22 protein-coding genes and 1 tRNA gene are annotated in these 25,866 nt (G+C 65.9%); 14 read left to right on the top strand and 9 right to left on the bottom strand.

Features of this window, described 5'->3' with window-relative positions:
• Window positions 1–105 precede the first annotated feature (105 nt).
• From ACH2A7_RS10235 to udp, 7 genes are all read left to right on the top strand, one after another.
• Window positions 106–954, top strand: a complete 849-nt coding sequence (locus ACH2A7_RS10235) for a stage 0 sporulation family protein (protein WP_394961812.1) — start codon at window positions 106–108, stop codon at window positions 952–954.
• Window positions 955–1,149: 195 nt separating this feature from the next.
• Complete coding sequence (locus ACH2A7_RS10230) at window positions 1,150–1,320, top strand: DUF362 domain-containing protein (RefSeq protein ID WP_394961811.1); 171 nt, start codon at window positions 1,150–1,152, stop codon at window positions 1,318–1,320.
• 118 nt (window positions 1,321–1,438) lie between these two features.
• Complete coding sequence (locus ACH2A7_RS10225; RefSeq protein WP_394961810.1) at window positions 1,439–2,143, top strand: tRNA1(Val) (adenine(37)-N6)-methyltransferase; 705 nt, start codon at window positions 1,439–1,441, stop codon at window positions 2,141–2,143.
• A 5-nt stretch (window positions 2,144–2,148) separates the two neighbouring features.
• Window positions 2,149–2,997, top strand: coding sequence for a 16S rRNA (cytidine(1402)-2'-O)-methyltransferase (gene rsmI, locus ACH2A7_RS10220; protein ID WP_394961809.1), 849 nt, complete (start codon window positions 2,149–2,151; stop codon window positions 2,995–2,997).
• Window positions 2,994–3,482, top strand: coding sequence for a YfcE family phosphodiesterase (locus ACH2A7_RS10215; protein ID WP_394961807.1), 489 nt, complete (start codon window positions 2,994–2,996; stop codon window positions 3,480–3,482). Before rsmI ends, ACH2A7_RS10215 begins: the two co-directional genes overlap by 4 nt.
• A complete protein-coding gene (locus ACH2A7_RS10210) occupies window positions 3,475–4,209 on the top strand; it encodes a biotin--[acetyl-CoA-carboxylase] ligase (RefSeq protein ID WP_394961805.1) in 735 nt (244 codons plus the stop codon). Before ACH2A7_RS10215 ends, ACH2A7_RS10210 begins: the two co-directional genes overlap by 8 nt.
• A gap of 1,357 nt (window positions 4,210–5,566) precedes the next feature.
• Window positions 5,567–6,352 (top strand): uridine phosphorylase, encoded by a 786-nt coding sequence (gene udp / locus ACH2A7_RS10205; RefSeq protein WP_394961804.1) that lies wholly within the window; start codon window positions 5,567–5,569, stop codon window positions 6,350–6,352.
• An 87-nt stretch (window positions 6,353–6,439) separates the two neighbouring features.
• Here udp and ACH2A7_RS10200 read toward each other — a convergent pair whose 3' ends face one another.
• From ACH2A7_RS10200 to ACH2A7_RS10170, 7 genes are all read right to left on the bottom strand, one after another.
• Window positions 6,440–7,087, bottom strand: coding sequence for a nuclease-related domain-containing protein (locus ACH2A7_RS10200; protein ID WP_394961803.1), 648 nt, complete (start codon window positions 7,085–7,087; stop codon window positions 6,440–6,442).
• 158 nt (window positions 7,088–7,245) lie between these two features.
• A tRNA-Arg gene (locus ACH2A7_RS10195) sits at window positions 7,246–7,322 on the bottom strand.
• 354 nt (window positions 7,323–7,676) lie between these two features.
• Window positions 7,677–9,458 carry an ABC transporter substrate-binding protein gene (locus tag ACH2A7_RS10190; protein WP_394961801.1) on the bottom strand — a complete coding sequence of 594 codons (1,782 nt, stop codon included), beginning with the start codon at window positions 9,456–9,458 and terminating at the stop codon, window positions 7,677–7,679.
• Window positions 9,459–9,558: 100 nt separating this feature from the next.
• Window positions 9,559–10,599 carry an ABC transporter ATP-binding protein gene (locus tag ACH2A7_RS10185; protein ID WP_394961800.1) on the bottom strand — a complete coding sequence of 347 codons (1,041 nt, stop codon included), beginning with the start codon at window positions 10,597–10,599 and terminating at the stop codon, window positions 9,559–9,561.
• Entirely contained in the window at window positions 10,596–11,705 is a 1,110-nt protein-coding gene (locus ACH2A7_RS10180) for an ABC transporter ATP-binding protein (protein WP_394961798.1), read from the bottom strand. Before ACH2A7_RS10180 ends, ACH2A7_RS10185 begins: the two co-directional genes overlap by 4 nt.
• Window positions 11,706–11,712: 7 nt before the next feature.
• Window positions 11,713–12,780 (bottom strand): ABC transporter permease, encoded by a 1,068-nt coding sequence (locus ACH2A7_RS10175; protein WP_394961796.1) that lies wholly within the window; start codon window positions 12,778–12,780, stop codon window positions 11,713–11,715.
• A 15-nt stretch (window positions 12,781–12,795) separates the two neighbouring features.
• Window positions 12,796–13,710 (bottom strand): ABC transporter permease, encoded by a 915-nt coding sequence (locus tag ACH2A7_RS10170; protein WP_394961795.1) that lies wholly within the window; start codon window positions 13,708–13,710, stop codon window positions 12,796–12,798.
• A gap of 524 nt (window positions 13,711–14,234) precedes the next feature.
• Here ACH2A7_RS10170 and ACH2A7_RS10165 point away from each other — a divergent pair.
• Window positions 14,235–15,305, top strand: a complete 1,071-nt coding sequence (locus ACH2A7_RS10165; RefSeq protein ID WP_394961794.1) for a branched-chain amino acid aminotransferase — start codon at window positions 14,235–14,237, stop codon at window positions 15,303–15,305.
• Window positions 15,306–15,527: 222 nt separating this feature from the next.
• On the opposite strand, the gene ACH2A7_RS10160 is transcribed toward ACH2A7_RS10165, so the two are convergent.
• Entirely contained in the window at window positions 15,528–17,798 is a 2,271-nt protein-coding gene (locus ACH2A7_RS10160) for an N-acetylmuramoyl-L-alanine amidase (protein ID WP_394961793.1), read from the bottom strand.
• A 227-nt stretch (window positions 17,799–18,025) separates the two neighbouring features.
• Between ACH2A7_RS10160 and ACH2A7_RS10155 the strand changes: the two genes are divergently transcribed.
• From ACH2A7_RS10155 to ACH2A7_RS10135, 5 genes are all read left to right on the top strand, one after another.
• The gene (locus tag ACH2A7_RS10155; RefSeq protein ID WP_394961792.1) at window positions 18,026–18,844 is read left to right on the top strand and encodes an MYG1 family protein; all 819 of its coding nucleotides are present in this window, start codon (window positions 18,026–18,028) and stop codon (window positions 18,842–18,844) included.
• 14 nt (window positions 18,845–18,858) lie between these two features.
• Window positions 18,859–19,731, top strand: a complete 873-nt coding sequence (locus ACH2A7_RS10150) for a GNAT family N-acetyltransferase (protein WP_394961791.1) — start codon at window positions 18,859–18,861, stop codon at window positions 19,729–19,731.
• A 250-nt stretch (window positions 19,732–19,981) separates the two neighbouring features.
• Window positions 19,982–21,202: an argininosuccinate synthase gene (locus ACH2A7_RS10145; RefSeq protein ID WP_394961790.1), complete on the top strand. Its 1,221-nt coding sequence runs from the start codon at window positions 19,982–19,984 to the stop codon at window positions 21,200–21,202.
• A gap of 19 nt (window positions 21,203–21,221) precedes the next feature.
• Window positions 21,222–22,607 carry an argininosuccinate lyase gene (argH, locus tag ACH2A7_RS10140; protein ID WP_394961789.1) on the top strand — a complete coding sequence of 462 codons (1,386 nt, stop codon included), beginning with the start codon at window positions 21,222–21,224 and terminating at the stop codon, window positions 22,605–22,607.
• 351 nt (window positions 22,608–22,958) lie between these two features.
• Window positions 22,959–24,260 (top strand): nitrate/nitrite transporter, encoded by a 1,302-nt coding sequence (locus ACH2A7_RS10135; protein WP_394961788.1) that lies wholly within the window; start codon window positions 22,959–22,961, stop codon window positions 24,258–24,260.
• A gap of 13 nt (window positions 24,261–24,273) precedes the next feature.
• On the opposite strand, the gene ACH2A7_RS10130 is transcribed toward ACH2A7_RS10135, so the two are convergent.
• Window positions 24,274–25,128 carry a MerR family transcriptional regulator gene (locus ACH2A7_RS10130; RefSeq protein WP_394961787.1) on the bottom strand — a complete coding sequence of 285 codons (855 nt, stop codon included), beginning with the start codon at window positions 25,126–25,128 and terminating at the stop codon, window positions 24,274–24,276.
• Between the two features lie 101 nt (window positions 25,129–25,229).
• On the opposite strand from ACH2A7_RS10130, the gene dhaL reads away from it, so the two are divergent.
• Window positions 25,230–25,862, top strand: a complete 633-nt coding sequence (gene dhaL, locus ACH2A7_RS10125) for a dihydroxyacetone kinase subunit DhaL (protein WP_394961785.1) — start codon at window positions 25,230–25,232, stop codon at window positions 25,860–25,862.
• The last annotated feature ends 4 nt before the right edge of the window (window positions 25,863–25,866 follow it).

Here is a 25,866-nt window from a genome sequence, read left to right as displayed (position 1 = left end):
CCCCGGCGCTCCCCTTCCCATTTTCGCCCTTGCCCAAAATCTGCCGCGGGCAAGGGACCTGACACCCACATCCGCCCGGCGGCCGGGCAAAAGAGAGTTGACCCCATGAAGAAAGTTATCTCAGTGCGTTTCAAGGCCAGCGGAAAGGCCTACTATTTCGACCCCACCGGCTTTGAGGTGAAGGAGGGGGACTATGTGGTGGTGCAGACCGCCCGCGGCGTGGAGTGCGGCGAGGTGGTCTCCGGCCCCCGGGATGTGCCCGACAGCCAGGTGAACCACGAGCTCAAGCCCATTCAGAGGATGGCGGACTCGGTGGACGTGCGCCGGATGGAGAAGAACCGGGCGGACGAGAAGGCCGCCTTCGCGCTGTGCACCGAGCGCATCGCCGCGCACAAGCTGGAGATGAAGCTGGTGGAGGCGGAGTATAACCTGGAGCGCAGCAAGATCGTCTTCTACTTCACGGCGGACGGCCGGGTGGACTTCCGGGAACTGGTGAAGGACCTGGCCAGCGCCCTGCACACCCGCATCGAGCTGCGCCAGATCGGCGTGCGGGACGAGAGCAAGATGAAGGGGGGCCTGGGCATCTGCGGCCAGCCCTTCTGCTGCAGCCGCTTTTTGAAGGACTTCCAGCCGGTGTCCATCAAGATGGCCAAGGAGCAGGGCCTGTCGCTGAACCCGGCCAAGATCTCCGGGGCCTGCGGGCGGCTGATGTGCTGCCTTTCCTACGAGCACAAGGCCTACGAGTACCTCAACAGCATCACCCCCATGAACGGCAGCGTGGTGCGCACGCCGGACGGCGAGGGCGTGGTCATCGAGGCCAACCCCGTGGCCGGCACCCTGAAGGTGCGCTTTGCCAGCGAGGCGCTGCCCGCCAAGGTCTACAAGCGCAGCGAGTGCGTCTATCTGCGGGGCGGCAAGCGGGCGCCCAAGGTTCCCGACCCGGATCATCCCTGAGCCTCCGCCCCGGCGGCGGGGATCGGGGTTTTCCGCCCCGGCGGAGCAATTTGCCCTTGTTCTTTTTGAAAAGTATGCTACAATATTCACAGAAAGGGGCCGGGCCCCTGGAACCCGGGCGGACGACCGGCCGCGCAGGCCGTCCCCACAGCCCGGGCTTATCCTAACGGCGCGGAGAAAAAGGAGAGAATGACCATGGCCTACAAGATCACCGATTCCTGTGTTTCCTGCGGCACCTGCGAGGGCGAGTGCCCCGTCAGCGCCATCAGCCAGGGCGACGGCAAGTACGAGATCGACGCGAGCAGCTGCATCAGCTGCGGCACCTGCGCCGGCGCTTGCCCCGTTGGCGCCATCGAAGAGGGCTGATCCAGCCTTTTCTTCGCCGGCAAAGCACAAAAAAGAGCGGCGGGGTTCCCCATCGGGCCCGCCGCTTTTTTGGTTGCGGGGCCATTTTATGCGCGAGGGCGCGGGGAGGGAGAAACGGGTGGAGGTCACGGTGGAAACGCTGGCCCGGGGCACAAAGGTGTACATCAGCCGGGCCCATCGCTTCGGCACCGACGCCATGCTGCTCTCCGGCTTTGCCCGCCCCCGGCGGGCGGAAACGGCGGTGGACCTGTGCAGCGGCTGCGGCATCGTGGCGCTGCGCTGGCACGACCTGGGCCACCGGGGCCCCTGCCGCGCGGTGGAGGTGGACCCGGCGGGCACGGCGCTGCTGGAAAGGGCGCTGGCCGAGGATGAGGCCCTGGGCCACATCACGCCGGTGTGCGCCGACCTGAACCACCTGCCCGGCGACGGCCTGGCGCACCTGGTGGCGGCCAATCCCCCCTACTTCACCGGGGGCTTTGTCAGCCCCGACGCCGCCCGGGCCGCCGCCCGCCACGAGGGCGGCTGCACCCTGGAGCAGGTGGCCGCCGCGGCGGCCCGGCTGCTGCGGGACGGCGGCCGTTTTGCCCTCTGCCACCGGGCGGACCAGCTGGCCCGGGTGTGCGCGGCGCTGTGCGCCGCGCGGCTGGAACCCAAGCGGGCGGCCTTTGTGCGCCAGCGGGCGGGCGAGGCCCCCTGGCTGGTGCTGGTGGAGGGGCAGAAGAACCGCCGCCCCGGCCTGCGCTACGAACCGGACGTGCTCATGGAGGACGAGGGCGGCCGCCCCTCGGCCCGGCTGCAAACAATCTATCGGGAAGGGATGTGAGGGCCATGGCCGGCACACTCTATATCGTGGCGACCCCCATCGGCAACCTGGAGGATATGACCCCCCGGGCCGCCGCCACCTTCGGCAGCGTGGACTTCATCGCCGCCGAGGACACCCGGGTCACCCTGAAACTGCTGAACCACCTGGGGCTGAAAAAGCCGCTGGTGAGCTATTACGAGCACAACCTCAAGGAGCGGGGCGCCTACATCCTGGGCCGCATCCAGGCCGGGGAGAACTGCGCCCTCTGCTCCGACGCGGGCATGCCCGCCATCTCCGACCCCGGCGAGGTGATCGTCACCGACGCGCTGGCGGCGGGCATCCGGGTGGTGCCGGTGCCGGCGGCCAGCGCCTGCGTCACCGCCCTGGCGGTGAGCGGCCAGGCCACCGGGCGCTTTGTGTTCGAGGGCTTTCTGCCCACCAACCTGCGCCAGCGCAAAGAGCGGCTGGAGCAGCTGGCGGGCGAGGAGCGCACCGTCATCTTCTACGAGGCGCCCCACAAGCTGCGCATGACCCTGGGCCACCTGCGGGACGCCTTCGGGGCGGAGCGCAGCATCACCCTGGCCCGGGAGCTGACCAAGCTCCACGAGGAGGTGGTCAAGACCACCCTGGGCGAGGCGGTGGAATACTACGAAAGCAACAACCCCCGGGGAGAGTATGTGCTGGTGATGGCCGGCGCCTCCCCGGAGGAGAACCGGTCCCCGGCCCCCACGCTGGACGAGGCGGCCGAAAGGGCCCGGGCCCTGATGGAAAGCGGTATGAGCGCCAGCGCCGCGGCGAAACAGGCGGCGCAGAACACCCCCTTCGGTAAGAGCCAGATCTACCGGCTGCTGACGCGGCAGGAGGAAGAAGAATGAAAACGATCCTTGTACTCTCCGACACCCACGGTTCGGCCAGCGCCTTCACCCGGGTGGCGAACAAAAACCCCAAGGCGGACGCCCTCATCTTTCTGGGGGACGGCTGCCGCGACCTGGAAAAGGTGCAGGACGCGCTGCCCATGCCGGTGTACCCGGTGCACGGCAACTGCGATTTCGGCGCGCTGGAGCCCGCCGAGGGCCTGGTGGCCTTCGAGGGGGTGCTGTTCTACTACGTCCACGGCCACCAGTACGGGGTGAAATACTCCTACGACGACCTGGCCCGCAACGCCATCGCCCGGGGGGCGGACGTGGCCCTCTTCGGCCACACCCACTGCGCGGACCTGGTGAAGCTGGACAAGGTGACCCTCTTCAACCCGGGCAGCGCGGCGCTGCCCCGCACCGGGCGGCCCACCTACGGGCGCATCACGGTGGAGGAGGGCTGGCCGCCCAAGTTCGAGCACCTGGAGATGCCGGACTATGAGTGAGCCCAGGCTGACGGCGCTGCCCGAAGCGGACAGCACCAATCTGTACTGCAAGGCCCATCTGGCCGGGATGGGCCATCTGGACGCGGTGTGGACCACCTGCCAGACCGCCGGCCGGGGCCGGCGGGGCCATGCCTGGCAGAACGCCCCGGGCCAGGCCCTCTACTACACCATCCTGTTCAAGGAGCCGCCGGCGGACCCGGCCTGCCTGTCGCTGGCCTCGGGGCTGGCGGCGGCCCGGGCGCTGGAGGACTGCTTCGGGGTGGAGTGCGCCCTCAAGTGGCCCAACGATCTGCTGCTGGGCGGCAAAAAGGTGGCGGGCATCCTCTGCGAGGGATTCGGCGGCGCCTTCGTCAGCGGCATCGGTGTGAACCTTGCCCAGAGCGAGGAATTTTTCGCGGCGGCCGACCTGCCCCACGCCGTCAGCGTGGCGGGGCATCTGGGCCGTCCCCTGCCCCCGGACGCGCCGGCGCGGCTGGCGGCGGCCCTCAGCCGCCGCTTTGCCGGGGACGAGGATATGCGGGAATTCTACCGCCTGGGCTTTCCGGCCCTGCGGGCGGCCTATCTCGCCCGCTGCGTGAACCCGGGCCGGCAGGTCTGGTTCGACGGCGGCGAGGGCGTGGCCGAGACGGTGGATGACCAGGGCCGGCTGGTGGTGGCCGCCGAGGGCGGCGCGCGCCATGTGTTCAGCGGCGAGGTGAGCGTGAAAGGCATCTACGGCCGGGTGTGACCCGGCGGTAAAAAGCGGCTCCCGGCCCGCCCGCGCCGACTTTTGCGGCGGGGGCAAAGGCACCCTCTCCCCCGCCCCCGCGAAAACGGCTCTTTGCCGCCCGGCGCCGGCGCGTGTGCCCCGCGGCGGGCGAAAAAAGTCGAAGTGCAGGATTCACAAAAAGTTAACAGTGCCTTCAAAATTCTTCCTTAACTTATGGGTATACTAAAATCACAGAACACGGAGCCGCAACCGTTGTTCTGTACATGATTCCTCCTCACACCAAAGCGATACCCCTTAACCGCCTCCCCGTGGTCCGCAAACACGGGGAGGCACTTTTTTGCCTTTTTGCGGTTTTGGCCCGGGGCGAAACCCGGCAATAAGGGGCGGCGGGTTTTTCTTTGTCACCCAGCCTGGCAGCGCGGGGAAACCACCCTTAGTGCGCCTCAGAACGGACACTTTTCTTCGTCGTGAAAAGTGTCCGAGATGCCGCGTGCGAGGGTGGTGCCCCCGCGCGGACGCGAAGAGAGCGGGGTGCGGGAATTTTTTGGCGCGGAGCCATAGCCCTCAGCAGACGCAAAAGGAGCGGCAGGCACCGGCACACTGTCCGCGACCAGCGGGCTGTGGCGAAGCCCGGTCCTCCGCACGTAGTGCGCATCGGAACGGACATTTTCCGTCGTCGTGGAAAATGTCCGAGACGCCGCGTGCGGTGCGGAGGGACCGGGCGCAGTATGTGGGCACGCGGCACAAAAGAAGTAAACGGCCCGGGGCGCGGGATTTTTTCGGCCCGGAGCGTGGGAGGCCGCGGCGCTGTCCGCCGCCGCACGCTGTGATCCGGACACTTTGCCCTGGCGGCCAAAGTGTTCGTCTCAGGCGCACTACGCGGCGGCAGCGCCGCGCCTGGCACGGATTTCATCTGGCGGTATGCCAGGCAAAACAGGCGGGCCGCGCCCCTGGCGGGGATGCTGTCCTGCACCGCTCCTCCGGCGGACGCGAAAGGAGCGGCAGGCACCGGCACACTGTCCGCGACCAGCGGGCTGTGGCGAAGCCCGGTCCTCCGCACGTAGTGCGCATCGGAACGGACATTTTCCGTCGTCGTGGAAAATGTCCGAGACGCCGCGTGCGGTGCGGAGGGACCGGGCGCAGCGAGTGTGCGCTGCCGCGCCCGGCACAGCCGGCGGCGAAGGGCTGGCCGCGCAAAACAGGCGGGCCGCGCCCCCCTCCCCCGGTTGGAATTTTGCCGAAAATCTGCTACAATGAAGGCAACTGAAACAGCGCGCCCGGCAGGGGGCGGTGGCCGGCGCCGCGCCCCCGTCCCCCGCCCGTCCGGCGCACCACACCGCCGCCGCGCCGCGGCGGCCCAAAAGGAGGAAACACCATGCAAAACTATTCCGGCGAAGAAGGCCTGCAATACCATCTGCAGATCCGTCCCGGGGACGTGGGCCGCTATGTGCTGCTGCCCGGCGACCCCAAGCGCTGCGCCAAGATCGCGGCCTATTTTGATTCCCCCCGCCTCATCGCGGACAGCCGCGAGTACGTCACCTACACCGGCACCCTGGACGGCGTGCCGGTGAGCGTCACCTCCACCGGCATCGGCGGGCCCAGCGCCTCCATCGCCATGGAGGAACTGCACAAGTGCGGCGCCGACACCTTCATCCGGGTGGGCACCTGCGGCGGCATGGAGATGAGCGTCAAGGGCGGCGACATCGTGGTGGCCACCGGCGCCATCCGCATGGAGGGCACCAGCAAGGAGTACGCCCCCATCGAGTTCCCCGCGGTGGCGAACCTCCAGGTGACCAACGCCCTGGTGGAGTCGGCCCGGCAGCAGGGCTTTACCTGCCACGCCGGCGTGGTGGAGTGCAAGGACGCCTTCTACGGCCAGCACGAGCCCGAGACCAAGCCCGTGAGTTATGAGCTGCTGAACAAGTGGCAGGCCTGGCTGCGGCTGGGCTGCCTCGCCAGCGAGATGGAGTCCGCCGCGCTGTTCACCGTGGCCAGCTGGCTGCGGGCCCGGGTGGGGTCCACCTTCCTGGTGGTGGGCAACCAGGAGCGGGAAGCCGCCGGGCTGGACAACCCCATCGTCCACGACACCGACGCCGCCATCCGGGTGGGCGTGCAGGCCATCCGCCTGCTCATCGCCCAGGACAAGGCGGAGCAGGGCTGAGCCGGGCGCATTTGCCCTCAAAAAGCGAAAAACGGGCGGGAGCATCCTTGGATGCTCCCGCCCGTTTTTGTCGTTTTAAAGGCCCTCTCAGCCCTGCTGGCGAAGGGCGGCCGCCACCGGCTCCACTTCCACCTTTTTGTCCTCCAGAAAATGCCCGCTCTTGAGCCAGGCCAGGAAGGTCTTTTCGGTGTAGTGCCCGGTGGAGCGGGGCAGGTTCAGCGCGGCGGAGGGGTTGGTGAACACCACCGCGGTCTCCACCGACACGTTTTTCAGCCTGGCGGCGAACAGCGCGTCCCGCAGCGCCCGGGCGCTCTTGCCGGCCCGGGTCATGGGGTTCTCAAAGCTGCGCCGGCCCTGGGGCAGCACCTGGGTCCACTGGGGCTCGTCGGCGCTGCCGTACACATCGCCGCCGTAGCCCAGGCATTTCACGCCCAGCACCCCGAACCAGCCCACCAGCACCACGTCCAGGTCGGCGGCGTCCCTGGTGCCCTGCACCTGCACCGGGGCGATGGCGGCGTAGCCCTCGGCGGCGGCGAAGCGGCGCACCGCCCGCACCACGCCCTCGGCGCCCTTGTGCTCGTCGTTGGGCATCTCGCCCTTCTTTTTGCCGGCCGCCGCGCCGCCCGGGCCCTTCCGGTCCTGCCGGTAGAGGTTGATCAGGAACAGGGTCAGCGCAAAGGCCAGCAGGCCCGCCCCCACCACGATGACGACAAAGAACACAACGTTCAGATCCATAAAACCCTCCCGCCGCCCGCGGGGCGGCCCGTTCAAAATCCAGTGGTACCATTGTAACAAATCGCCGCCCCGATTGCAACCGCGGCCCGCCCCCGCCTGCCGGGCCGGCAGGCCGCCCGAACGCAAAAAAACCGCCGTGAGCATTCGCTCACGGCGGTTGGTGCGCTGGAAGAGATTCGAACTCCCGACCTTCTGATTCGTAGTCAGACACTCTATCCAACTGAGCTACCAGCGCAGGTGCAAGATATATACTACCATCGGGAGGGGGATTTGTCAACACCTTTTTCCAAAAAAGTAAAAGTTTTTTTGCCGGCGCCCGCAGGGCGATGGCAGTGCGGCGCGGGGAGATCGTGTGAGAGGGCACACAGGGCGGGCAGCGCGGGGCGGGAGTGACGCACGGTCAAGGCCGCGCGGGGTCAGAGCGCCGCGGGGCGGGTGGCCACGGCCGGAGCAGCGCGGGGCCGAAGCAGCGTGCGCCGGGTGCGCGGCCTCCCCTGCCCTGTCGTTCCAACAAAAAATCCGGCCGCACCCGGAAGGGGTGCGGCCGGACGGCTCGGTTTATGCCGGGCTCAGAGGCTCAAAGGAGCGCTCAGGCCTGGGGACGGCCGAACTGGCAGTCGTTGTTGCCGGAATCGGAGGTCCACATCTCCAGCATGTTCAGAGGATCGTTGTAGTCCATCAGCCAGCCGTTGCGGGCAACGTCGTAGTTGCCGGCCTTACGGTCGTTCAGGAACACGTTCCACTCCATCTCGGAGATCTGCATGTCGATGCCCACGGCAGCCATATCGGCCTGGATGGCAACGGCCACGTCCACGTTGGAGCCCGGGGTGTTCACCAGGTAGGTGAAGCTCAGCGGGGTCTCAGCGCTCAGCATGCCGCTGTCGTCGAACTTGTAGCCGATGGACTCCAGCATCGCCTTGCCCTCTTCCACGTTGGACTCGAAGGCCTCGGCGGAGGGATCAAAGTAGTCCTTGTTCTTGAACTCCTTGCCGGTGCCGTCCAGGCAGCCAGCGGGGATGAAGGAGCCGGCGGGCACCTGATCGGCCTGGCCGATGTTGGTGACGATGTAGTCGCGGTCGATGAACAGGGCCAGAGCCTTGCGCAGGGTGGCGGCGTCCTCGGCGCTCATGCCCTCAAACATGGGGCTGTTCACGTTGAAGGACACATAGTAGGTGCCCAGGTTCTCGATCACATGGTACTCGGGGTTGCCCTCGAGGCCGGCGATCTCAGCGGTGGGCACGCCGTCGGAGAAGTCCAGGTTGCCGGCGTTGTAGGCGGCGAAGGTGGCGGTCTCATCGCTGGAGAGCATGAACTCCTGCTTCTCGATCTTCACCTCGTCGGCGCGATGGTAGTTGGGGTTCTTGGTGTAGGTCATGGAGCTGTTGTGGTTCCACTCGGTCAGAACGTAAGCGCCGTTGCAGACGAAGTTCTCACCGGGCTCCAGCGCCCAGGCGCCGGGGTTGTTGCCCTCGGGATCGGCAGCCTCAACGGCCTCCTGATACACGGGGAAGTAGGTGGGGAAGGCGCACAGATCCAGGAAGTAAGCGCAGGGGAAGGTCAGCTCGACGGTCAGGGTCTTGCCGTCCTCGGAAGCGGTCACAGCCAGCTGGGCGTCGGGGTTGACCAGGTTGCCGTCGGCGTCCATCTCGGTCATCTCGTCGTAGCCCTTGATGGGAGCGAACATGTAGCCGTAGTCAGAAGCGGTGACGGGGTCAGCGGCACGGTTCCAGCTGTAAACGAAGTCGGAAGCGTCCAGAGGCTCGCCGTTGGACCACTTCAGGCCGTCCTTCAGGGTGAAGGTGTAGGTCATGCCGTCCTCGCTGACCTCGTAGGTGTCCACCAGGTCGGGGATCTGCTCGTGGTCGGCGTTGTAGGTGAACAGGCCGGAGAAGGCGTCGATGGCCAGGATGGCGCCGTCAGCGGTGCTGTTCAGCGCGGGATCCAGCTTGTCGGGCTCGGCGGCCAGGTAGGCATGCAGGGTGTCGCTGCCGTTGCCCAGCTCGGCGAACATGAAGTACTTGTAGCCGAACGGAGTCCAGTACACGTTGGTCAGGTAGTCCTTCTGCAGGTAGATATCGGTGTAGAAGTACAGGGGCAGGAGGGCACCGGTGTCCATCAGGATGTCCTCGGCCTGATGCATCATCTCGGCGCGCTTGGTCAGATCGGTCTCGGTACGGATCTGGTCGATCAGATCGTCGTACACGCTCCAGCCGTTGACGGGATCGACAAAGTTCTCGTCGGTGGCTTCCGCCTCAGAGCCGGTGGACGCAGGCGTCGATGCAGGGGTGCTGGAAGGCGCAGGGGTCGAGCCGCAAGCGACCAGACCGAAGCACATGGCCAGCGCCAGAACAAGTGCGGTCAGCTTTTTCATGGGTATACCTCCATTTGTTTTTTTGGGCTTTAAGGCCCTATTTCAAATCACGGCCCGGCAAGAAAAACGGGTCGCAACTTGCGAAAGGAATGGCCGGAACTTATTTGTTCCAGCAGGCCACCATGTGCCCGTTCCCCCGGTCGGTGAAGGGGGGACGCTGGGCGGCGCACTGCTCGGTGGCGTAGCGGCACCGGGTGCGGAAGGGGCAGCCGGAGGGCGCCTTCAGCGGGCTGGGCACGTCCCCTTCCAGCACGATGCGCTTGCGGCTGCGGGCCAGCTTGGGGTCCGGCATGGGCACCGCCGAGAGCAGCGACTGGGTGTAGGGGTGGATGGGGTTGTTCATCAGCTCGTCCGCCTCGGCCATCTCCATCATCTTGCCCAGGTACATCACGGCGATGCGGTCGGAGATGTGGTTTACCACCAGAAGGTCATGGGCGATGAACAGGTAGGCCACCCCCAGCTTGTGCTGCAGGTCCTCGAACATGTTCACCACCTGGGCCTGGATGGACACGTCCAGCGCCGAGACAGGCTCGTCGCAGACGATGAACCGGGGGTCCACCGCCAGGGCGCGGGCGATGCCGATGCGCTGGCGCTGGCCGCCGGAGAACTCGTGGGCGTAGCGGGTGGCGTGCTCGGCGTTCAGGCCCACCAGCTCCATCAGGTGCAGCACCTTCTCCCGGCGCTCGGCCTTGGTGGAGTAGAGCTTGTGCACGTCCAGAGGCTCGCCGATGATGTCCTCCACGGTCATGCGGGGGTTCAGCGAGGAGTAGGGGTCCTGGAACACCATCTGCATCTGCTTGCGGTAGGGCAGCATGTTCACGGTGTGGGGCTTGCGCAGCCTGGCCGGGTTGCCCTTTTCGTCCACCTGGGGCTCGCCCTGGTCGTTCAGGTCGCCGGCGTCAAAGATGACCTCGCCGTTGTATTTGATGCGCCCGCCGGTGGGCTGGTACAGCTGCAGAAGGCTGCGGCCCACGGTGGTCTTGCCGCAGCCGGATTCGCCCACCAGGCCCAGGGTCTCGCCGGGCTTGATGGCAAAGGACACGTCGTCCACCGCCTTCAGGGGGGTGGTGGTGGCAAAGCCGGTGCGGATGGGGAAATACTGTTTCAGGTGCTCGACTTCCACAAGGTACTCACTGCTCATGCGTCGGCGCCTCCTTCCTCGGCGACGATGGGATCAAAGGCCCACTCGCCGCCCTCGTTTTGCACCCAGCCGGTGGCCAGCTGCACCGCCTCGGCGCTCTCGCCCGCGGCGGCCATCTCCTTGGCCTTTTCCTCCAGAGCCAGGTCGTTCAGCCAGCAGGAGGCCAGGTGATCCTTGGCCACCCGCCGCTCCATGGGCACATAGTCAAGGCACACCTTCATGGCCTTGTCGCACCGGGTGCAGAAGGCGCAGCCGGCGGGCATGTTCAGAAGGTTGATGGGGTTGCCGGCGATGGGCACCAGCCGCTCCTTCATCCGCTCGGTGCTGGGGATGGAGCGCAAAAGGCCCTTGGTGTACTCGTGGCTGGGGTTATAGAAGATCTCGTCGGCGGTGCCCCGCTCGCACACGCGGCCGCCGTACATCACGATGATCTCGTCGCACATGGTGGCGATGACGCCCAGGTCGTGCGTGACCATGATGATGGCCATGCCCAGCTTTTTCTGCAGCTCCTGCATCAGTTCCAGGATCTGCGCCTGGATGGTCACGTCCAGGGCGGTGGTGGGCTCGTCGGCGATGAGGATGTCCGGCTCGCAGGCCAGGGCCATGGCGATCATCACCCGCTGGCGCATGCCGCCGGAGAGCTCATAGGGGTACTGCTTCACCCGCTTGGCCGGCTCGTTCACGCCCACCAGGGTGAGCATCTCGATGGCCCGGGCCTTGGCCTCGGCGCGGTTCTTGTTGGTGTGCAGCCGGATGGCCTCCTCCAGCTGGTTGCCGATGGTGAACACCGGGTTCAGGCTGGTCATGGGGTCCTGGAAGATGATGGAGCAGCACTTGCCCCGGAAGCCCGCCATCTGGTGACGGTTCCACTTGGTGATGTCCTGGCCCTTGTACTCCACGCTGCCGCCGGTGATGCGGCCGTTGTCCGCCAGGATCTGCATGATGGAATAGGCGGTGACCGACTTTCCGGAGCCCGACTCGCCCACGATGCCCAGCACCTTGCCGGCGTCCAGGTTGAAGGACACGCCGTTGACCGCGTGCACCTCGCCGTTGTCGGTGGTGAAGGAGGTGTGCAGGTCTTTCACCGATAAAAGATGTTCACTCATTGCCGTTTTACCTCCTCAGCTTGGGATCAAAGGCGTCCCGCAGACCGTCGCCGAGCAGGTTCAGCGACAGAACGATCAGGCAGATCATCAGCGCGGGGAACACCAGCTGGAAGGGGTACGCCTGGAGAGCGCCGCGGGCCTCGTTGGCAAGGCTGCCCAGCGAGGGCATCGGCTGGGACACGCCCAGGCCAAGGAAGCTCAGGTAGCTCTCGGTGAAGATGGCGGAAGGCACCTGCAGGGCCACCGAGATGATGATGACCGACAGGCAGTTGGGAAGGATGTGCTTTTTCAGGATGCGGCTGGGCTTGGTGCCGATGGTGCGGGCCGCCAGCACATACTCGTTCTCCTTGATGGTGAGGATCTGGCCGCGCACAAGGCGGGCCATGCCCACCCAGTACAGCAGGCCGAACACGATGAACAGCGACAACATGTTGGTGCCCAGTTTCGCGAACACCGTGCCCGCGATGGCGGCGCCCAGCGTCTCCCGCAGCACCACCGACAAGAGGATGACCATCAAGAGGTCCGGCAGCGAATAGATGATGTCACAGATGCGCATCAGCACCAGGTCCACCTTGCCGCCGGCGTAGCCGGCGATGGAGCCGTAGAGCACGCCGATGACCATCACCAGGATGCTGGCGAACAGGCCCACGGCCAGGCTCACCCGGGTGCCGTAGATCACGCGGGCGAAGTAGTCGCGGCAGAGTTTGTCGGTGCCGAAGATGTGGGGGAACAGCTGCTCGCCGGTCTCCTCCATATACTTCTGCTCGTTCTCCGACCAGGTGAAGGGGGCCAGGTTGGCGGCGGTCTTGTCGCGCTTGCCGCCCACCTTGAGGATCTCGTCGTAGCCGTAGGGGATGACCATGGGGGCGATGATGATGGTGAGGATCAGCACCACCAGCACGATGATGGCGCCCACCGCCAGAGGGTTGCGCAGCAGCTTTTTCATGCCGTCCCGGAAGAAGGTGGTGGACTCGCTCATGACCTCCTGCTGGCTCTTCTCTTCCTCGGAGGCGGGGCTGAACTTCGCCAGGTTGATCTGGCTGCTGAACAGATGCTTTTTAAGCGGTTTATTCATGTGTGTTCCGTCTCCTTAGTCAAAAGTGATGCGCGGGTCGATGAGCTTGTACACGATGTCGGTGATCAGGTTCGCGGTCACCATCAGGATGGCCAGGAAGATGGTCACGCCCATGATGAGGGTGTAGTCCCGGTTGTTGATGGAGGTCACGAAGTACGAGCCCAGGCCGCCGGTGGAGAAGATGGTCTCCACCACCATGGAGCCGGTGATGATGAACGCCACCATGGGGCCCACATAGGTCACCACGGGGATCAGCGCGTTGCGCAGCGCGTGCTTGAAGATCACCTTGTAGCTGGCCACGCCCTTGGCCCGGGCGGTGCGGATGTAGTCCTGGTTGAGGGCGTCCAGCATGCTGGTCTTGGTCAGGCGGGTGATGTAGGCCATGGGGTACATGCACAGGCTGATCACCGGCAGCACATAGCTCTGGTTCTGGGCGCTCCAGGCGGGCACCCAGCCCAGCTTGATGGAGAAGATCAGCAAAAGCAGGGTGGCCAGCACGAAGCTGGGGGCCGAAGTGGCCAGGGTGGTGAAGAACACGATCACCCGGTCGATGAACTTGCCCCGGTTCAGCGCCGCCACCGAGCCCAGCACCACGCCGAACACGATGGCCACCGCCGCGGCGGCCAGGCCCAGCTTGGCGCTCACCTGCATGCCGGTCATGATGGTCTCGAACACGTCGCGGCCGGTCTTCAGGCTCACGCCGAAGTCATGCTGGAACAGAAGCCGGCTCATGTAGTTCACATACTGCACCGGGATGGGCTGGTCCAGCCCGTAGCGGGCTTCCAGCGCCGCCAGAACGGCGGGGCTCAGGGCCTTTTCCGAGCTGAACGGGCCGCCGGGGATGGCGTACATCGAGAAGAAGGTGATGGCGCTGACGATGAAGATGGTGAGGATCGCCAGAAGCACGCGCTTCACCACATACTTTGCCATAAGATCACTCCTTAACTGCTCAGGGCGCCGCGCGCGGCAACCGCGCGGCGCGCCGGCTGTGGCATGCAGCCGGGCGGCCGTCCTTTTCGCAAACACCACTGTGCGCAGATCACGAACAAGTGAAGCAACAAAAAAAGCGCCATTCCCCGCGGGCGGCCGCCGGCGCGTGATGTGTCCTCGCAGCGGGCACATCTGTTTCGCGCCTGCGCACCCGCAAAAAAGCCTGGACACGCTGCAACAGCAAACAAATTGTCCCTTTATTTTATCGTATTTTCACCGGTTTGTCAATTTGCGCTTTTAAAAGGCGGGTGAGTTTATCCCTTTAACAGGCTAATCCGCCAAACCGAGTTTTCATTATAATAAAAACCGCGGCCCTCGTCAAGGAAAAAACGGCATTTTTTCGCCGGCTGGCGGGATTTTCCTGTCGGGGCCGGGGGGCGCAGAGGTTTTTTTCAAAAAAAGCTTGTCTATTGTTCACCATGTTACTATAATAAAGGAAAAATCCCGGAAAGAAGGCAAGTTCCATGCTGAACATCACTGTGCAAAAGACCACGGCGCCCAAACAAAAGCCCGCCGACGAGACCAAACTCGGCTTCGGCAAGCTGTTTACCGACCATATGTTCCTGATGGACTACACCGCCGGCGAGGGCTGGCACGACGCGCGCATCGTGCCCTACGGCCCCTTCCAGATGGACCCGGCCACCACGGTGTTCCACTACGCCCAGGAGATCTTCGAGGGCATGAAGGCCTACCGCACCGCCGAGGGCAAGGTGCAGCTGTTCCGCCCGGACTGCAACGCGGCCCGCTTCAACGACTCGGCCGACCGGATGGGCATGCCCCCCATCCCCGAGGAGGACTTCGTGCAGGCGGTGAAGGCGCTGGTGGACGTGGACCGGGACTGGGTGCCCCATTCCGACGGCGCGTCGCTGTACATCCGGCCCTTCTGCATCGCCACCGACGTGGGGCTGGGGGTGCACGCGGCCAGGCATTACCGGTTCGCCATCATCTGCTCGCCCTCCGGCGCCTACTACGCCGAGGGCCTGGACCCGGTGCGCATCTATGTGGAGGACGAGTACATCCGCGCGGCGCCGGGCCTCACCGGCTTCTGCAAGTGCGGCGGCAACTACGCGGCCTCCATCAAGGCGGGGGAAAAGGCCGAGGAGCTGGGCTTCAGCCAGGTGCTCTGGCTGGACGGCGTGGAGAAGAAGTACGTGGAAGAGGTCGGCTCCATGAACATCATGTTCAAGATCGACGGCAAGGTGTACACCGCCGCCTGCACCGGCACCGTGCTGCCGGGCGTCACCCGCCGCTCCATCATCGAGCTTTTGAAGGACTGGGGCTACGAGGTGATCGAGGGCAAGCTGGCCATCGCCGACGTGATGAAGGCCGCCGACGCGGGCAAGCTGGAAGAGGTGTTCGGCACCGGCACCGCCGCGGTGGTCAGCCCGGTGAAGGAGCTGGACTGGGAGGGCAAGGTGGCCCTCATCGGCGACGGCAAGATCGGCGCCCTCACCCAGAAACTCTACGACACCCTCACCGGCATCCAGTGGGGCCGCCTGCCCGACACGAAGGGCTGGACCGTGCCGGTGGAGTGAGAAACTGTCCGCGAACAAAACACAAAAATCCCGGGGCTGTGAACAGGTCCGGTCAAAACAGACGATGGACAAAAGCCCCCCTGCCGCGGAAGCACCGCGGCAGGGGGGCTTGCTGTGAGCAAAAGGGATCACACGCCTGTGCAGGGGCCCTTTTTGTACTGTCGGCACGATCCGGGGCGGTCCACTGTTCCCCGGGGGCTTTTTTCGCGCCGTTTTCCGCCCTCAGCCGGGCACGCAGTCCAGCACCGCCTGGGCGATGGCGCCGCCCTCGGCCCACAGGCCCAGGTCGCCGGCGCAGCTCTGGTACTCGGTGGGGCTGCTCACAAAGCCGGTCTCCAGCAGCACCGCCGGGCACAGGTTGGAGCGGGTGACGTAGAAGTAGTTGTAGAACACCCCCCGGGCCTTGCGGCCGGTGGCGGCGCACATCCGGTTTACCAGGGCCTCGGCCAGGGGCCGGCCCTCGGTGTAGAACCAGTAGCACTCGGTGCCCACCAGATCGTCGGTTTCCTTGTCCAGGTTGGTGCTGTTGTGGTGCACCGAGATGAAGAAGTCGGGCGCGGCGTCGTTCAGCGCCTTGATCCGGTCGCCCAGGCTGGGGAAGGAGTCGTCGGTGCGGGTCATCAGCACGGTGGCCCCCAGCTGTTCCAGCCGGTATTTGGCCGCCAGGGCCTCCGCCAGGTTCAGGTCCTTCTCCTGGGGGAAGTCCCCCTCCGGCACCCCCACCGCGCCGGTGTCGGTGTCCCCGTGGCCGGGGTCCAGCATCACCGTCACCCCGGTGAGGGGGCCGGTGTCGGCGTCCGAGCGCTCGGGCTGGTGCTTCAGCAGCAGCTGGGCGGTGCCGTCGGCGGTGTAGCGCACATGGTAGCCCCAGAGGGGGTCCACGTCGTTGAAGACGAAGTGCAGCGAGAAGCCCCCCGCTTCGGTGGCCTCGGCGGTGACGGTGGCCCCGCCGAAGCCCAGGTCGGCGGGCATCTGGCCGCTGAAGGAGGCGGACAGGAAGGTGACGGTCAGCTCATTGCCCTCCCAGGTGTGGGTGTAGAGGGGGGTGCCGGCGCCGGTGAAGGTGAACACCTCCATGTTGCCCTCGGTGGTGCGCTCCACACCGGTGAAGGCCGCGTCGGGGGTGGAGGCGTCCAGCAGTTCGCAGTCCTTGGCCAGGATGTAGCCGCCGTTCTCCAGCTGGTAGGCGTAGGTGCGCCGGTTCGAGCGCACGAAGGACACGCTCTTTTTCACCGTGGCCACCGCCCCCTCGTAGGCGGTCATCAGGATGGAGTCGCTGTTGGTGTAGTCCTCCAGCAGGCTGGCCAGCGGCTCGGTGATGCGCAGCTTCTGGCCGGGGGCGGCGGCAACGCTGCCGTCCGGCCGGGCCGCGCCGGAGCCGCCGCCGGTGTAGGAGGAGCGGGTCACGGTGATGGTGACGGTGGCGTCGCCCTGCACGGCGGTGATGTCGTTGGCGCCCATGTTCAGGGGCACCAGCAGGCCCCACACCCCCATGTCGCCGGTGCGCTCCACCGTCTGCCCGTTCACCGTCAGGGGCTGCTCCGGGTCAGAGGTGCCGATGAGGTAGACGTTTTCGGAGTAGAGCGTCACCGCCGGGTCGGGCGAGACGATGGACAGGGCGCGGGGCACCTCCTTGGCCAGCACGTCGGGCAGCGCGTCCCCCTGCAGATACCGCAGGGTCACGGCGGCGTCGGCGCCGTCCGCCAGCAGGCTGCCCAGTTCGCCCAGCACCAGGCCGCGGCCGGCCTCCAGCTGATAGGCCGCCGCCAGCAGGGCGGGGTCGTCGTCCTTGCGCAGCAGCGCCGGGGCCCCGCTGCCCTCGGTGAGCCCCACATAGGTCAGCAGGGGCATGCTCGTCTGTGCCGCCTGGCCCGTCTCGGCGGCCGCGGCCTCGGCGGCAGCCTTCGCCCCGTCCAGGGCAGCGGCGCTGGCCGCGTCCAGGCCGTAGAGGGCCAGCTTTTCCTTCGCCGCGGCCGTTTGCAGCCATTCGGGCAGGGCCGCCCCGGCGGTCAGCAGCCCGCCGTCGTCGCCGGTGGCCAGCAGCGCCGCCTGCATCCCCCGGGCGTCCGCCTGCTTGATCAGGTAGCCCACCGGGTCGAATCTGGAGAGGAACCGGTCGTTGTCGGTCACCGCCGCGGCGGTGGCCACCGGCAGGTCCTTGCCCTTCACCCGGAAGAGCACCTGGGCCGGGTCGCCGTCCACCCGGCCGGTGAACAGCACCGTGTTGGCCCCCAGGTTCGCCGCCTCGTCCAGCGTGCTCTCCAGGTAGGCCTGCTGCTCCTCGGTGGTGCGGGCGGTGGAGAAATAACTGTTCCAGTCCTCGCCCAGCACCACCGCCCGCACGTCCGAAAGGCCGCGCATGTCCGGGCCCGCCAGCGAGCCGATGCCCCGCACCAGCGCCACCAGCAGCCACGCCAGGGCCGCCAGCGCCGCCAGGGCCGCCAGCGCCAGCACCAGGGCCAGCGCCCGCCGCTGTCTGTATCGCGTTTTCATCCAAACGTCCCCCTCTCTGTGCGCCGTATGGCGCGAACGGTGTCGATCTACAGCCCATTATAGCACAAAGGGCCGGGCGCTGGTATGAACGTTCTGTAAAAGGGGGGCGGAACATTCTGCCAGGGGCGGCGGGCTACCTTTATATATATGGGCCGGGCCGCTGTTTTTTGCCCGGGAAATGTGCTATACTGAATGGAAAACCAGCCACAGAAGGAGAGACCATTTTCATGAAGGTGCCGGCCAGAGGCTTCACCCACGGGGGAAAATTTCACGCGGACGACGTGTTCGCCACCGCGCTGCTGCGCATCCTGCGCCCGGATTTTGCGGTGCAGCGGGGCTTTGAGGTGCCGGAACACTTCGACGGCATCGTCTACGACATCGGCGGCGGCATGTTCGACCACCATGACGCCGACCGGCCCCTGCGGCCCAACGGGGTGCCCTACGCGGCCTTCGGCCTGCTCTGGAAGGTGTTCGGCCCGCAGCTGGTGGGCGAGCACCAGGCCCGGCTGGTGGACGAGAACTTTGTGCAGCCGCTGGACCTGAACGACAACACCGGCGAGGACTGCCTGCTGGCGGACGCCATCGGCGGCTTCAACCCCCTGTGGGACTCGAAGGACGACCCCGACGCCTGCTTTGCCCGGGCGGTGGACTTCGCCCAGGTCATCCTGCAAAACTGCATCGACGGGGCCAACGCGGTGAACCGTGCGGACGCGCTGGTGAAGCGGGCGCTGGAAAAGATGGAGGACGGGGTGGTGGTGCTGCCCCGCTACGCCCCCTGGAAGAACGCCCTCTACCGCACCGACGCCCGCTTTGTGGTCTACCCCAGCCAGCGGGGCGGCTGGGCGGCCCAGTGCGTCAACGACCGGCTCACCCGGCGGCCCAAGCGGCCCTTCCCCGCCGCCTGGGCGGGCCAGCCCCCTCAGGAGCTGGCAAGGCGCAGCGGCATTGCCGACCTGCGCTTTTGCCACGCCAGCCGCTTCATGATCACCGCCGACACCAAAGAGAGCGCCCTCGCCGCCTGCCGCATCGCGGACGGCCGGGGCTGAAGGGGGGCGGCCGTATGCCCGTGTGCTATGTCTACATGGTGCGCTGCCAGGGGGGCGCCCTCTACACCGGCTGGACCAGCGACCTGCCCCGGCGGCTGGCCGCCCACCAGAGCGGCCGGGGCGCCAAATACACCCGGGCCTTCGGGGCGCAGGGCCTGGCCTGGGCCGAGGCTCTGCCCGACAAGGGCGCCGCGCTGCGCCGGGAGGCGGCGGTGAAAAAGCTGCCCAAGGCCGAAAAGGAGGCCCTGGCCGCCGGCTTCGACCCCGCCCGCTTTGTGGTGCTGCGCCCGGCAAGGCCCGCCGACGCGGCCGGGGTGCTGCAAATTTTCGACTGGTACGTCAAAAACAGCACCGCCACCTTTTTGTACGAATCCCCCACCGAGGCCCAGCAGCGCCGCTCCATCGCCTCCATCCGCCGCGCCCTGCCCTTCATCCTGGCACAGAACGCCCTGGGCGAGCCGCTGGGCTACGCCTGCGCCCACCCCTGGCGCTACGGCTGCGACGCCTACGCCTGGGACACCGAGACCACCATCTACCTGGCCCCCGCCGCCCGGCGGCTGGGCCTGGGCAGCATGCTCTACCACGGCCTGCTGGCGGCCCTGGCCGAACAGGGCTACCGCAACGCCTACGCCGTGCTGGCCGACCCCAACCCGGACAGCGAGGCTTTCCACATCGCCTTCGGCTTCGTCTGCGAGGGGCGGCAGGCGTGCAGCGGCTACAAAAACGGCTGGCAGGGGGTCAGCTACTGGCTGCTGGACCTCACCGCCCCCGGCCAGCGGGACGCCGCCCCCGCCGCGCCCCCCGCGCCGCTGCCCGCCGGCCGGCTGGAGGAGATCCTGGCCGCCGTCCGCCTGGGGGCGAACTGGCGGGCCGTCGCCGGGCGGTGAGCCCGGCGCCGCCCCGCCGGGGGGCCTTTGCGCTTCGCCCCGGCGGGAAAAAACGCCCTTTTTGACAAAACGCCCAAAAGAGACCCGCCCCGGCGGGCCTCTTTTTTTTACATCAGATGCAAAAAAACACAAACGGCCCCCTTGACTTTCCCCTTTGCGGCGGTATAATAAGCCCTAACACCTGAATATTTATTCAAAATTCTGCAAGAAAAACCGGGGCTGCGGCCCGCAGAAAAGGAGACGAAACACCATGAAAAAGAAATACGACAAGGTGGTCCTGTCCTACTCCGGCGGGTTGGACACCTCCATCATCATCCCCTGGCTGAAGGAGAACTACGGCTGCGAGGTCATCGCGGTGGCCGGCGACGTGGGCCAGGGCAGCGAGCTGGAGGGCCTGGAGGAGAAGGCCCTGGCCTCCGGCGCGTCCAAGGTCTATGTGGAGGACCTGAAAAAGATCTTTGTGGAGGACTACATCTGGCCCACCCTGAAGGCGGGCGCGAAGTACGAGACCTACCTGCTGGGCACCAGCTTTGCCCGGCCGCCCCTGGCCAAGCGCCTGGTGGAGATCGCCCTGGCGGAGGGAGCCGGGGCCATCTGCCACGGCTGCACCGGCAAGGGCAACGACCAGGTGCGCTTTGAACTGGCCATCAAGGCCTTCGCCCCCCAGATGGCGGTGATCGCCCCCTGGCGCGAGTGGGACATCAAGAGCCGCGAAGAGGAGATCGAGTATGCCGAGGCCCATGACATCCCGCTGAAGATCAGCCGGGAGACCAACTATTCCAAGGACAAGAACCTGTGGCATCTGTCCCACGAGGGGCTGGACCTGGAGGACCCCGCCAACGAGGCGCCGCTGCTGCGCCCCGGCTTTCTGGAGATGGGGGTGGCCCCTGAGCAGGCGCCGGACGAGGCCACCTATGTGACCATCCACTTTGAGAAGGGGGTGCCCGCCGCGGTGGACGGCGAGGCGCTGGACAGCGTGGCCCTGCTGGAGAAACTCAACGAACTGGGCGGCAAAAACGGCATCGGCATCCTGGACATCGTGGAGAACCGGCTGGTGGGCATGAAGAGCCGCGGCGTCTATGAGACCCCCGGCGGCACCATCCTCTACGCCGCCCACGACCTGCTGGAGAGCATCACCCTGGACAAGGAGACCAGCCACTTCAAGGCCGTGGTGGCCCAGAAGTACGCCGATCTTGTCTACAACGGCCAGTGGTTCACCCCCCTGCGGGAGGCGCTGGACGCCTTTGTAAACTCCACCCAGGCCACCGTCACCGGCGACGTGAAGCTCAAGCTCTACAAGGGCAACATCACCCCCGCTTCCCTCACCTCCCCCTATACCCTCTACGACGAGCAGACCGCCAGCTTCGGCGAGGACGACGACTATGACCAGGCGGACGCCGCCGGCTTCATCAACCTGTTCGGCCTGTCCATCAAGGAGCGGGCGAAGCTGTCGAAAAACTGGAACAAGTAAGCGCGAAGGAGACACGACCATGCAGCTGTGGCAGGGGCGGTTCACCAAAGCGGTGGACAGCCGCGTAAACAATTTCAACTCCTCCATCCGGTTCGACGCCCGCATGGCCCGCCAGGACATCACCGGCAGCATGGCCCACGCGGCCATGCTCACCGGCCAGGGCATCATCCCGGAGGCGGACGGCGCGGCCATCCAGGCGGGGCTGGAGGGCATCCTGGCCGACCTGGAGAGCGGGGTGCTGGCCATCGATCCCGCCGCCGAGGACATCCACACCTTTGTGGAGGGCGAACTGACAAAGCGCATCGGCGACGCGGGCAAGCGGCTGCACACCGGCCGCAGCCGCAACGACCAGGTGGCGGTGGACCTGCGCCTGTGGCTGCGGGAGGCGGCCGGCGGCCTGAACGAAAAGATGGCCGCCCTGTGCGACGCGCTGCTGAAGCAGGCCGCCGCCCACGCGGCGGACGTGATGCCCGGCTACACTCACCTGCAGCGGGCCCAGCCGGTGACCTTCGGCCATCATCTGCTGGCCTATGTGCAGATGATGCTGCGGGACATGGACCGCCTGGCGGACTGGAAAAGGCGGATGAACTACAGCCCCCTGGGCTGCGGGGCGCTGGCGGGCACCACCTACCCCATCGACCGGGCGGCCACCGCCGCGGCCCTGGGCTTTGCCGGCCCCTGCGAGAACAGCCTGGACGGCGTGTCCGACCGGGATTTCTGCGTCGAACTGGCGGCGGACATCGCTTTGTGCATGGTGCACCTGTCCCGCCTGTCGGAGGAGATCATCCTCTGGTGCAGCTGGGAGTTCAAGTTCATCGAGCTGGACGACGCCTTCACCACCGGCTCCTCCATCATGCCCCAGAAGAAAAACCCCGACGTCACCGAGCTCATCCGGGGCAAGACGGGGCGGGTGTGCGGCGACCTGACCACCCTTCTGATGATGATGAAGGGCCTGCCCCTGGCCTACAACAAGGACATGCAGGAGGACAAGGAGGCCATCTTCGACGCGGTGGATACCCTGGACCTCTGCCTGACTACCCTGGCCCCCCTCATCGACACCATGAAGGTGCTGCCGGACAACCTGCGCAAGGCGGCCTCCGGGGGCTTCATCAACGCCACCGACTGCGCCGATTACCTCACCAAAAAGGGCATGCCCTTCCGGGACGCCTACAAACTCACCGGTCAGCTGGTGGCCATGTGCATCAAGGGGGGCCTCACGCTGGACACCCTGCCCCTGGCCCAGTACCGGGCCATGAGCCCCCTTTTTGAGGAGGACGTGTATGCCGCCATCGACCTGTCCGCCTGCTGCGCGCTGCGCCGCAGCTTCGGCGGCCCCGCCCCCGAGAGCGTGGACGCCCAGCTGAAGAGCGCCCGGGCGAAGCTGGAGGAATACCGGAACTTTTAAAACTGCATACAGCAAAGGGCCGCCGGCCGTGGAAAACCACGGCCGGCGGCCCTTTGCTGTGTATTGCGCCGGGGCGGACCGAAACCTTTCAGTAGCCAAAGACTTTGCGGAAATGGTGAAAGAAATTTGGCGAAACCACCGGAGGAACGGGCGGTGAAACTGGAATTGTGATGAAAATATCATTCCAATTTTTGTCTTTGTTGCCAAGGGTTTTCTGACCGCCGCGCCTTGACCCTTCAGTTACTGCAAGGAATACAATGAAGGCATGTTGAGAGGCAGCGGAGCCAGAAGGAGGTGGAGCGGCGCCGGGCTGCCGTCAAGGATTTTCAAAAGAGAAAGGGGTATGAAGCAATGGATCTTTCATCGGCAAAGATCAGGGTCAACCGCTGGTTGATCGTTATGTTCCTGGGCCTGACGTGGGGATTCTCCTACGAGCCGCCCTATATCCGCTATACCTATCATGAGCAGCTCACCAGCATCGTGGGCTACACCGACACCCAGCTGGGCCTGATGCTCAGCGTCTACGGCACCGCGGCGCTCATCTTCTATGTGATCGGCGGCGTCAGCGCGGACAAGTTCTCCTGCCGCTCGCTGATCGTGGTGTCGCTGCTGGGCACCGCCGTGGGCTGCGTCATCATGGCGGCCTATCCTCCCTTCTGGGTTGCGCTGGCGGTGGAGGCCCTGTGGGTGGTCACCACCATCGCCCTGCTTTGGAGCCCCGTGGCCAAGGTGGCCGCTCTGCTGGGCACCCAGCAGGAACAGGGCAAGATCCTGCCCATGGTGAGCTCCTTTGAGGGCGTGGGCGCCTTCCTGGCCACCCTCAGCAGCACCATGGTGTTCAGCCGCATGGGCGCGGAGAACAACCCCGACAGCCTGCGGGCCGTCTGGATCGTCTACGCCATCTGGGGCGTGGTGCTGGCCATCACCTCCTACCTGTTCATTCCCGCCCGCACCCTCCACGAGAACGAGCTGGGCCTGAAGCCGGAAAAAGAGGAGAAGAAGGCCCCCCAGAAGGGCGTTCTGCTCAGCGTTCTGAAAAACCCCATGACCTACATCGCCAGCTTCATCGTCATGGGCTCCTACATCGTCTACTCCTGCCTGACCTACACCCAGTCCTACCTGGTGGACATCTACGCCATGGATATGACCACGGCCTCCTACTTCAGCATCATCCGCAACCAGGTGATGAAGATCGCCGCGGGCCCTCTGTCGGTGGTGTTCATGTCCACGGCCATCCTCAAGAGCTCGCCCACCCGGCTGTGCGTGGTGGCGGGGGCGCTGTCCGCCGTGGGGCTGGTGATCACCCTGCTCATGCCGGCCAACCCCGCCGTGCTGCCCTTCCTGATGGTGCTGGCAGTGGTGCTCAGCTTCTTCGCGCTGCTGGGCAAGGCCCAGAACTTCGCCTGCACCGGTGAGACCGGCGTGGACCCCAAGTTCTTCGGCACCATGACCGGCGTGGTCTCGCTGATCGGCTACTCCTCCGACACCTGGATCTACACCGTGATCGGCCGCTGGCAGGAGACCCTGGAGCCGGTGGCGGCCTACCACCGCATCTGGTACCTGGCCATCTTCGGCTGCGCGCTGATGGCGTTCAGCGGCATCGCGCTGCTGGTGCGCATCAAGGCCCAGGGCAAAAAGGCGGCCGCCGCCTGAGCCCGGCCTTCCCTCAGCCGCGGGAGACGGGGATCTGAAGCTTGAGCGTCATGTCCCGGGCCCCCTCCCGCGTGCTGAGGAACTCGCTCACCACCTCGCAGATGTAGTCGCCGCAGACGGTGTAATCCATGCGGCGGATCTCCTCCAGCATCCGGTTGATATAGTCGATCTCCCGGCTGCTGTCGCTGCACACCATGCACAGAAAGGTGTGGGCGGGCACTGTCTCGCAGGCGTCGAACCGGTCCCGGTCGGCGTCGCTCACAAACACGAACAGCTCGGTGGTGATGAAATTCCCTGCCAGCAGGTTCTCCTGCCGCATGATGCTGCTCACGTTGTAAAAGTAGACGCTGGGCAGGTCCTGCTTGAGGATGTTGTTTTTGAACTCCCGCAGCATGTACTCGTAGTTGGAGATGGAGTCCTCGTTGTAGTAGTAGTTGATGTGGGTGTCGTACTTGTAGATGGTGCGGCTGGGGATCACCTCCAGATAGGGGGTGCCCTCCCGGGGCAGCACCGGCCGGGACTGATACTCCATCAGCTTGCGCTCGATCACCGCCTGGGTGTTCTGCAGCAGCGCGAGGGTCTGGGCGTTGTCGCTGTGGATGGCCTGGAGCCGTTCCACCAGCCAGGCGGTGTCCTCTGTCTGGATATACTGGCGGATCTCCTTCAGCGAGATGCCCAGGCTTTTCATGTGGGCGATCAGGTCCAGCTGGGCGCACTGGGAGATGTGGTAGTAGCGGTAGCCGGTCTTCTCATTGAAGGAGGTGGGCCGCAGCAGGCCGATCTGGTCGTAGTAGCGCAGGGTCTGCTCCGACACGTTGTTGAAACGGGCGAACTGCCCGATGGTCAGCTTGTTGGAAAGATCATCCATGGTCGCACTCCGATCTGTTTGAAAAAAGGTTACGTTATTATCATAAACGGTTTTTTGGTATTTGGCAATCGGCCCGCCGGGCCGTGGAAAGGAAGACAGAGATGAACAGCATTACCCAGGAAAACGTGCGCCAGCTTCTCGGCGCGATCACCCAGGCCTTCGAGGCCCACAAGGACGAGCTGTGCGCCTTCGACCGCGCCATCGGCGACGGCGATCATGGCGAGAGCATGGCCCGGGGCACCAAGGCCGGCCTGGAGGCCGCCGGCGCGCTGACCGAGGGCGCGTCGGTGTACGACTGCTTCAAGGCCTACAGCCGCGCCATGCTGGCCAGCATCGGCGGGGCCATCGGGCCCATCTTCTCCACCGTAGTCAGCGAGCTGGGCAAGGCCGCCCGCGACAGCGGCGAACTGGGCGCCGGGGAGTACGCCGCCGGCCTGAAAAACGCGGCGGACAAGGTGATGGCGCTGGGCGGCGCGGCCCCCGGCGACAAGACCCTGGTGGACGCGCTGGTGCCCGCCGCCAAGGCCGCCGCCGACGCCGGCGAGGCCACCCTGGGCCAGATCGCCCAGGCGGCCGCCAAAGCCGCCGGGGAGGGTGTGAAGGCCACCATCCCCATGCAGGCCAAGATGGGCCGCTCCCACTTTTTGCGGGAGAAATCCGTCGGCCACCAGGACGCCGGCGCCACCAGCCTGCACCTGATGCTCCAGACCATCTCCGACTTTGTGAACGCGTAACGCG

It is taken from the genome of Candidatus Allofournierella merdavium (genome assembly GCF_944382735.1).
GTDB classification, from domain to species: domain Bacteria; phylum Bacillota; class Clostridia; order Oscillospirales; family Ruminococcaceae; genus Allofournierella_A; species Allofournierella_A merdavium.
This window is presented reverse-complemented; position numbering and strand designations above follow the sequence as displayed.

Excerpts from the sequence above, each read along its gene's own strand:
- ACH2A7_RS10235 (WP_394961812.1), top strand. The coding sequence starts at position 106 with ATGAAGAAAGTTATCTCAGTGCGTTTCAAGGCCAGCGGAAAGGCCTAC.
- ACH2A7_RS10230 (WP_394961811.1), top strand. The coding sequence starts at position 1,150 with ATGGCCTACAAGATCACCGATTCCTGTGTTTCCTGCGGCACCTGCGAG.
- rsmI (WP_394961809.1), top strand. The coding sequence starts at position 2,149 with ATGGCCGGCACACTCTATATCGTGGCGACCCCCATCGGCAACCTGGAG.
- ACH2A7_RS10215 (WP_394961807.1), top strand. The coding sequence starts at position 2,994 with ATGAAAACGATCCTTGTACTCTCCGACACCCACGGTTCGGCCAGCGCC.
- ACH2A7_RS10210 (WP_394961805.1), top strand. The coding sequence starts at position 3,475 with ATGAGTGAGCCCAGGCTGACGGCGCTGCCCGAAGCGGACAGCACCAAT.
- udp (WP_394961804.1), top strand. The coding sequence starts at position 5,567 with ATGCAAAACTATTCCGGCGAAGAAGGCCTGCAATACCATCTGCAGATC.
- ACH2A7_RS10200 (WP_394961803.1), bottom strand. The coding sequence starts at position 7,087 with ATGGATCTGAACGTTGTGTTCTTTGTCGTCATCGTGGTGGGGGCGGGC.
- ACH2A7_RS10190 (WP_394961801.1), bottom strand. The coding sequence starts at position 9,458 with ATGAAAAAGCTGACCGCACTTGTTCTGGCGCTGGCCATGTGCTTCGGT.
- ACH2A7_RS10185 (WP_394961800.1), bottom strand. The coding sequence starts at position 10,599 with ATGAGCAGTGAGTACCTTGTGGAAGTCGAGCACCTGAAACAGTATTTC.
- ACH2A7_RS10180 (WP_394961798.1), bottom strand. The coding sequence starts at position 11,705 with ATGAGTGAACATCTTTTATCGGTGAAAGACCTGCACACCTCCTTCACC.
- ACH2A7_RS10175 (WP_394961796.1), bottom strand. The coding sequence starts at position 12,780 with ATGAATAAACCGCTTAAAAAGCATCTGTTCAGCAGCCAGATCAACCTG.
- ACH2A7_RS10170 (WP_394961795.1), bottom strand. The coding sequence starts at position 13,710 with ATGGCAAAGTATGTGGTGAAGCGCGTGCTTCTGGCGATCCTCACCATC.
- ACH2A7_RS10165 (WP_394961794.1), top strand. The coding sequence starts at position 14,235 with ATGCTGAACATCACTGTGCAAAAGACCACGGCGCCCAAACAAAAGCCC.
- ACH2A7_RS10160 (WP_394961793.1), bottom strand. The coding sequence starts at position 17,798 with ATGAAAACGCGATACAGACAGCGGCGGGCGCTGGCCCTGGTGCTGGCG.
- ACH2A7_RS10155 (WP_394961792.1), top strand. The coding sequence starts at position 18,026 with ATGAAGGTGCCGGCCAGAGGCTTCACCCACGGGGGAAAATTTCACGCG.
- ACH2A7_RS10150 (WP_394961791.1), top strand. The coding sequence starts at position 18,859 with ATGCCCGTGTGCTATGTCTACATGGTGCGCTGCCAGGGGGGCGCCCTC.
- ACH2A7_RS10145 (WP_394961790.1), top strand. The coding sequence starts at position 19,982 with ATGAAAAAGAAATACGACAAGGTGGTCCTGTCCTACTCCGGCGGGTTG.
- argH (WP_394961789.1), top strand. The coding sequence starts at position 21,222 with ATGCAGCTGTGGCAGGGGCGGTTCACCAAAGCGGTGGACAGCCGCGTA.
- ACH2A7_RS10135 (WP_394961788.1), top strand. The coding sequence starts at position 22,959 with ATGGATCTTTCATCGGCAAAGATCAGGGTCAACCGCTGGTTGATCGTT.
- ACH2A7_RS10130 (WP_394961787.1), bottom strand. The coding sequence starts at position 25,128 with ATGGATGATCTTTCCAACAAGCTGACCATCGGGCAGTTCGCCCGTTTC.
- dhaL (WP_394961785.1), top strand. The coding sequence starts at position 25,230 with ATGAACAGCATTACCCAGGAAAACGTGCGCCAGCTTCTCGGCGCGATC.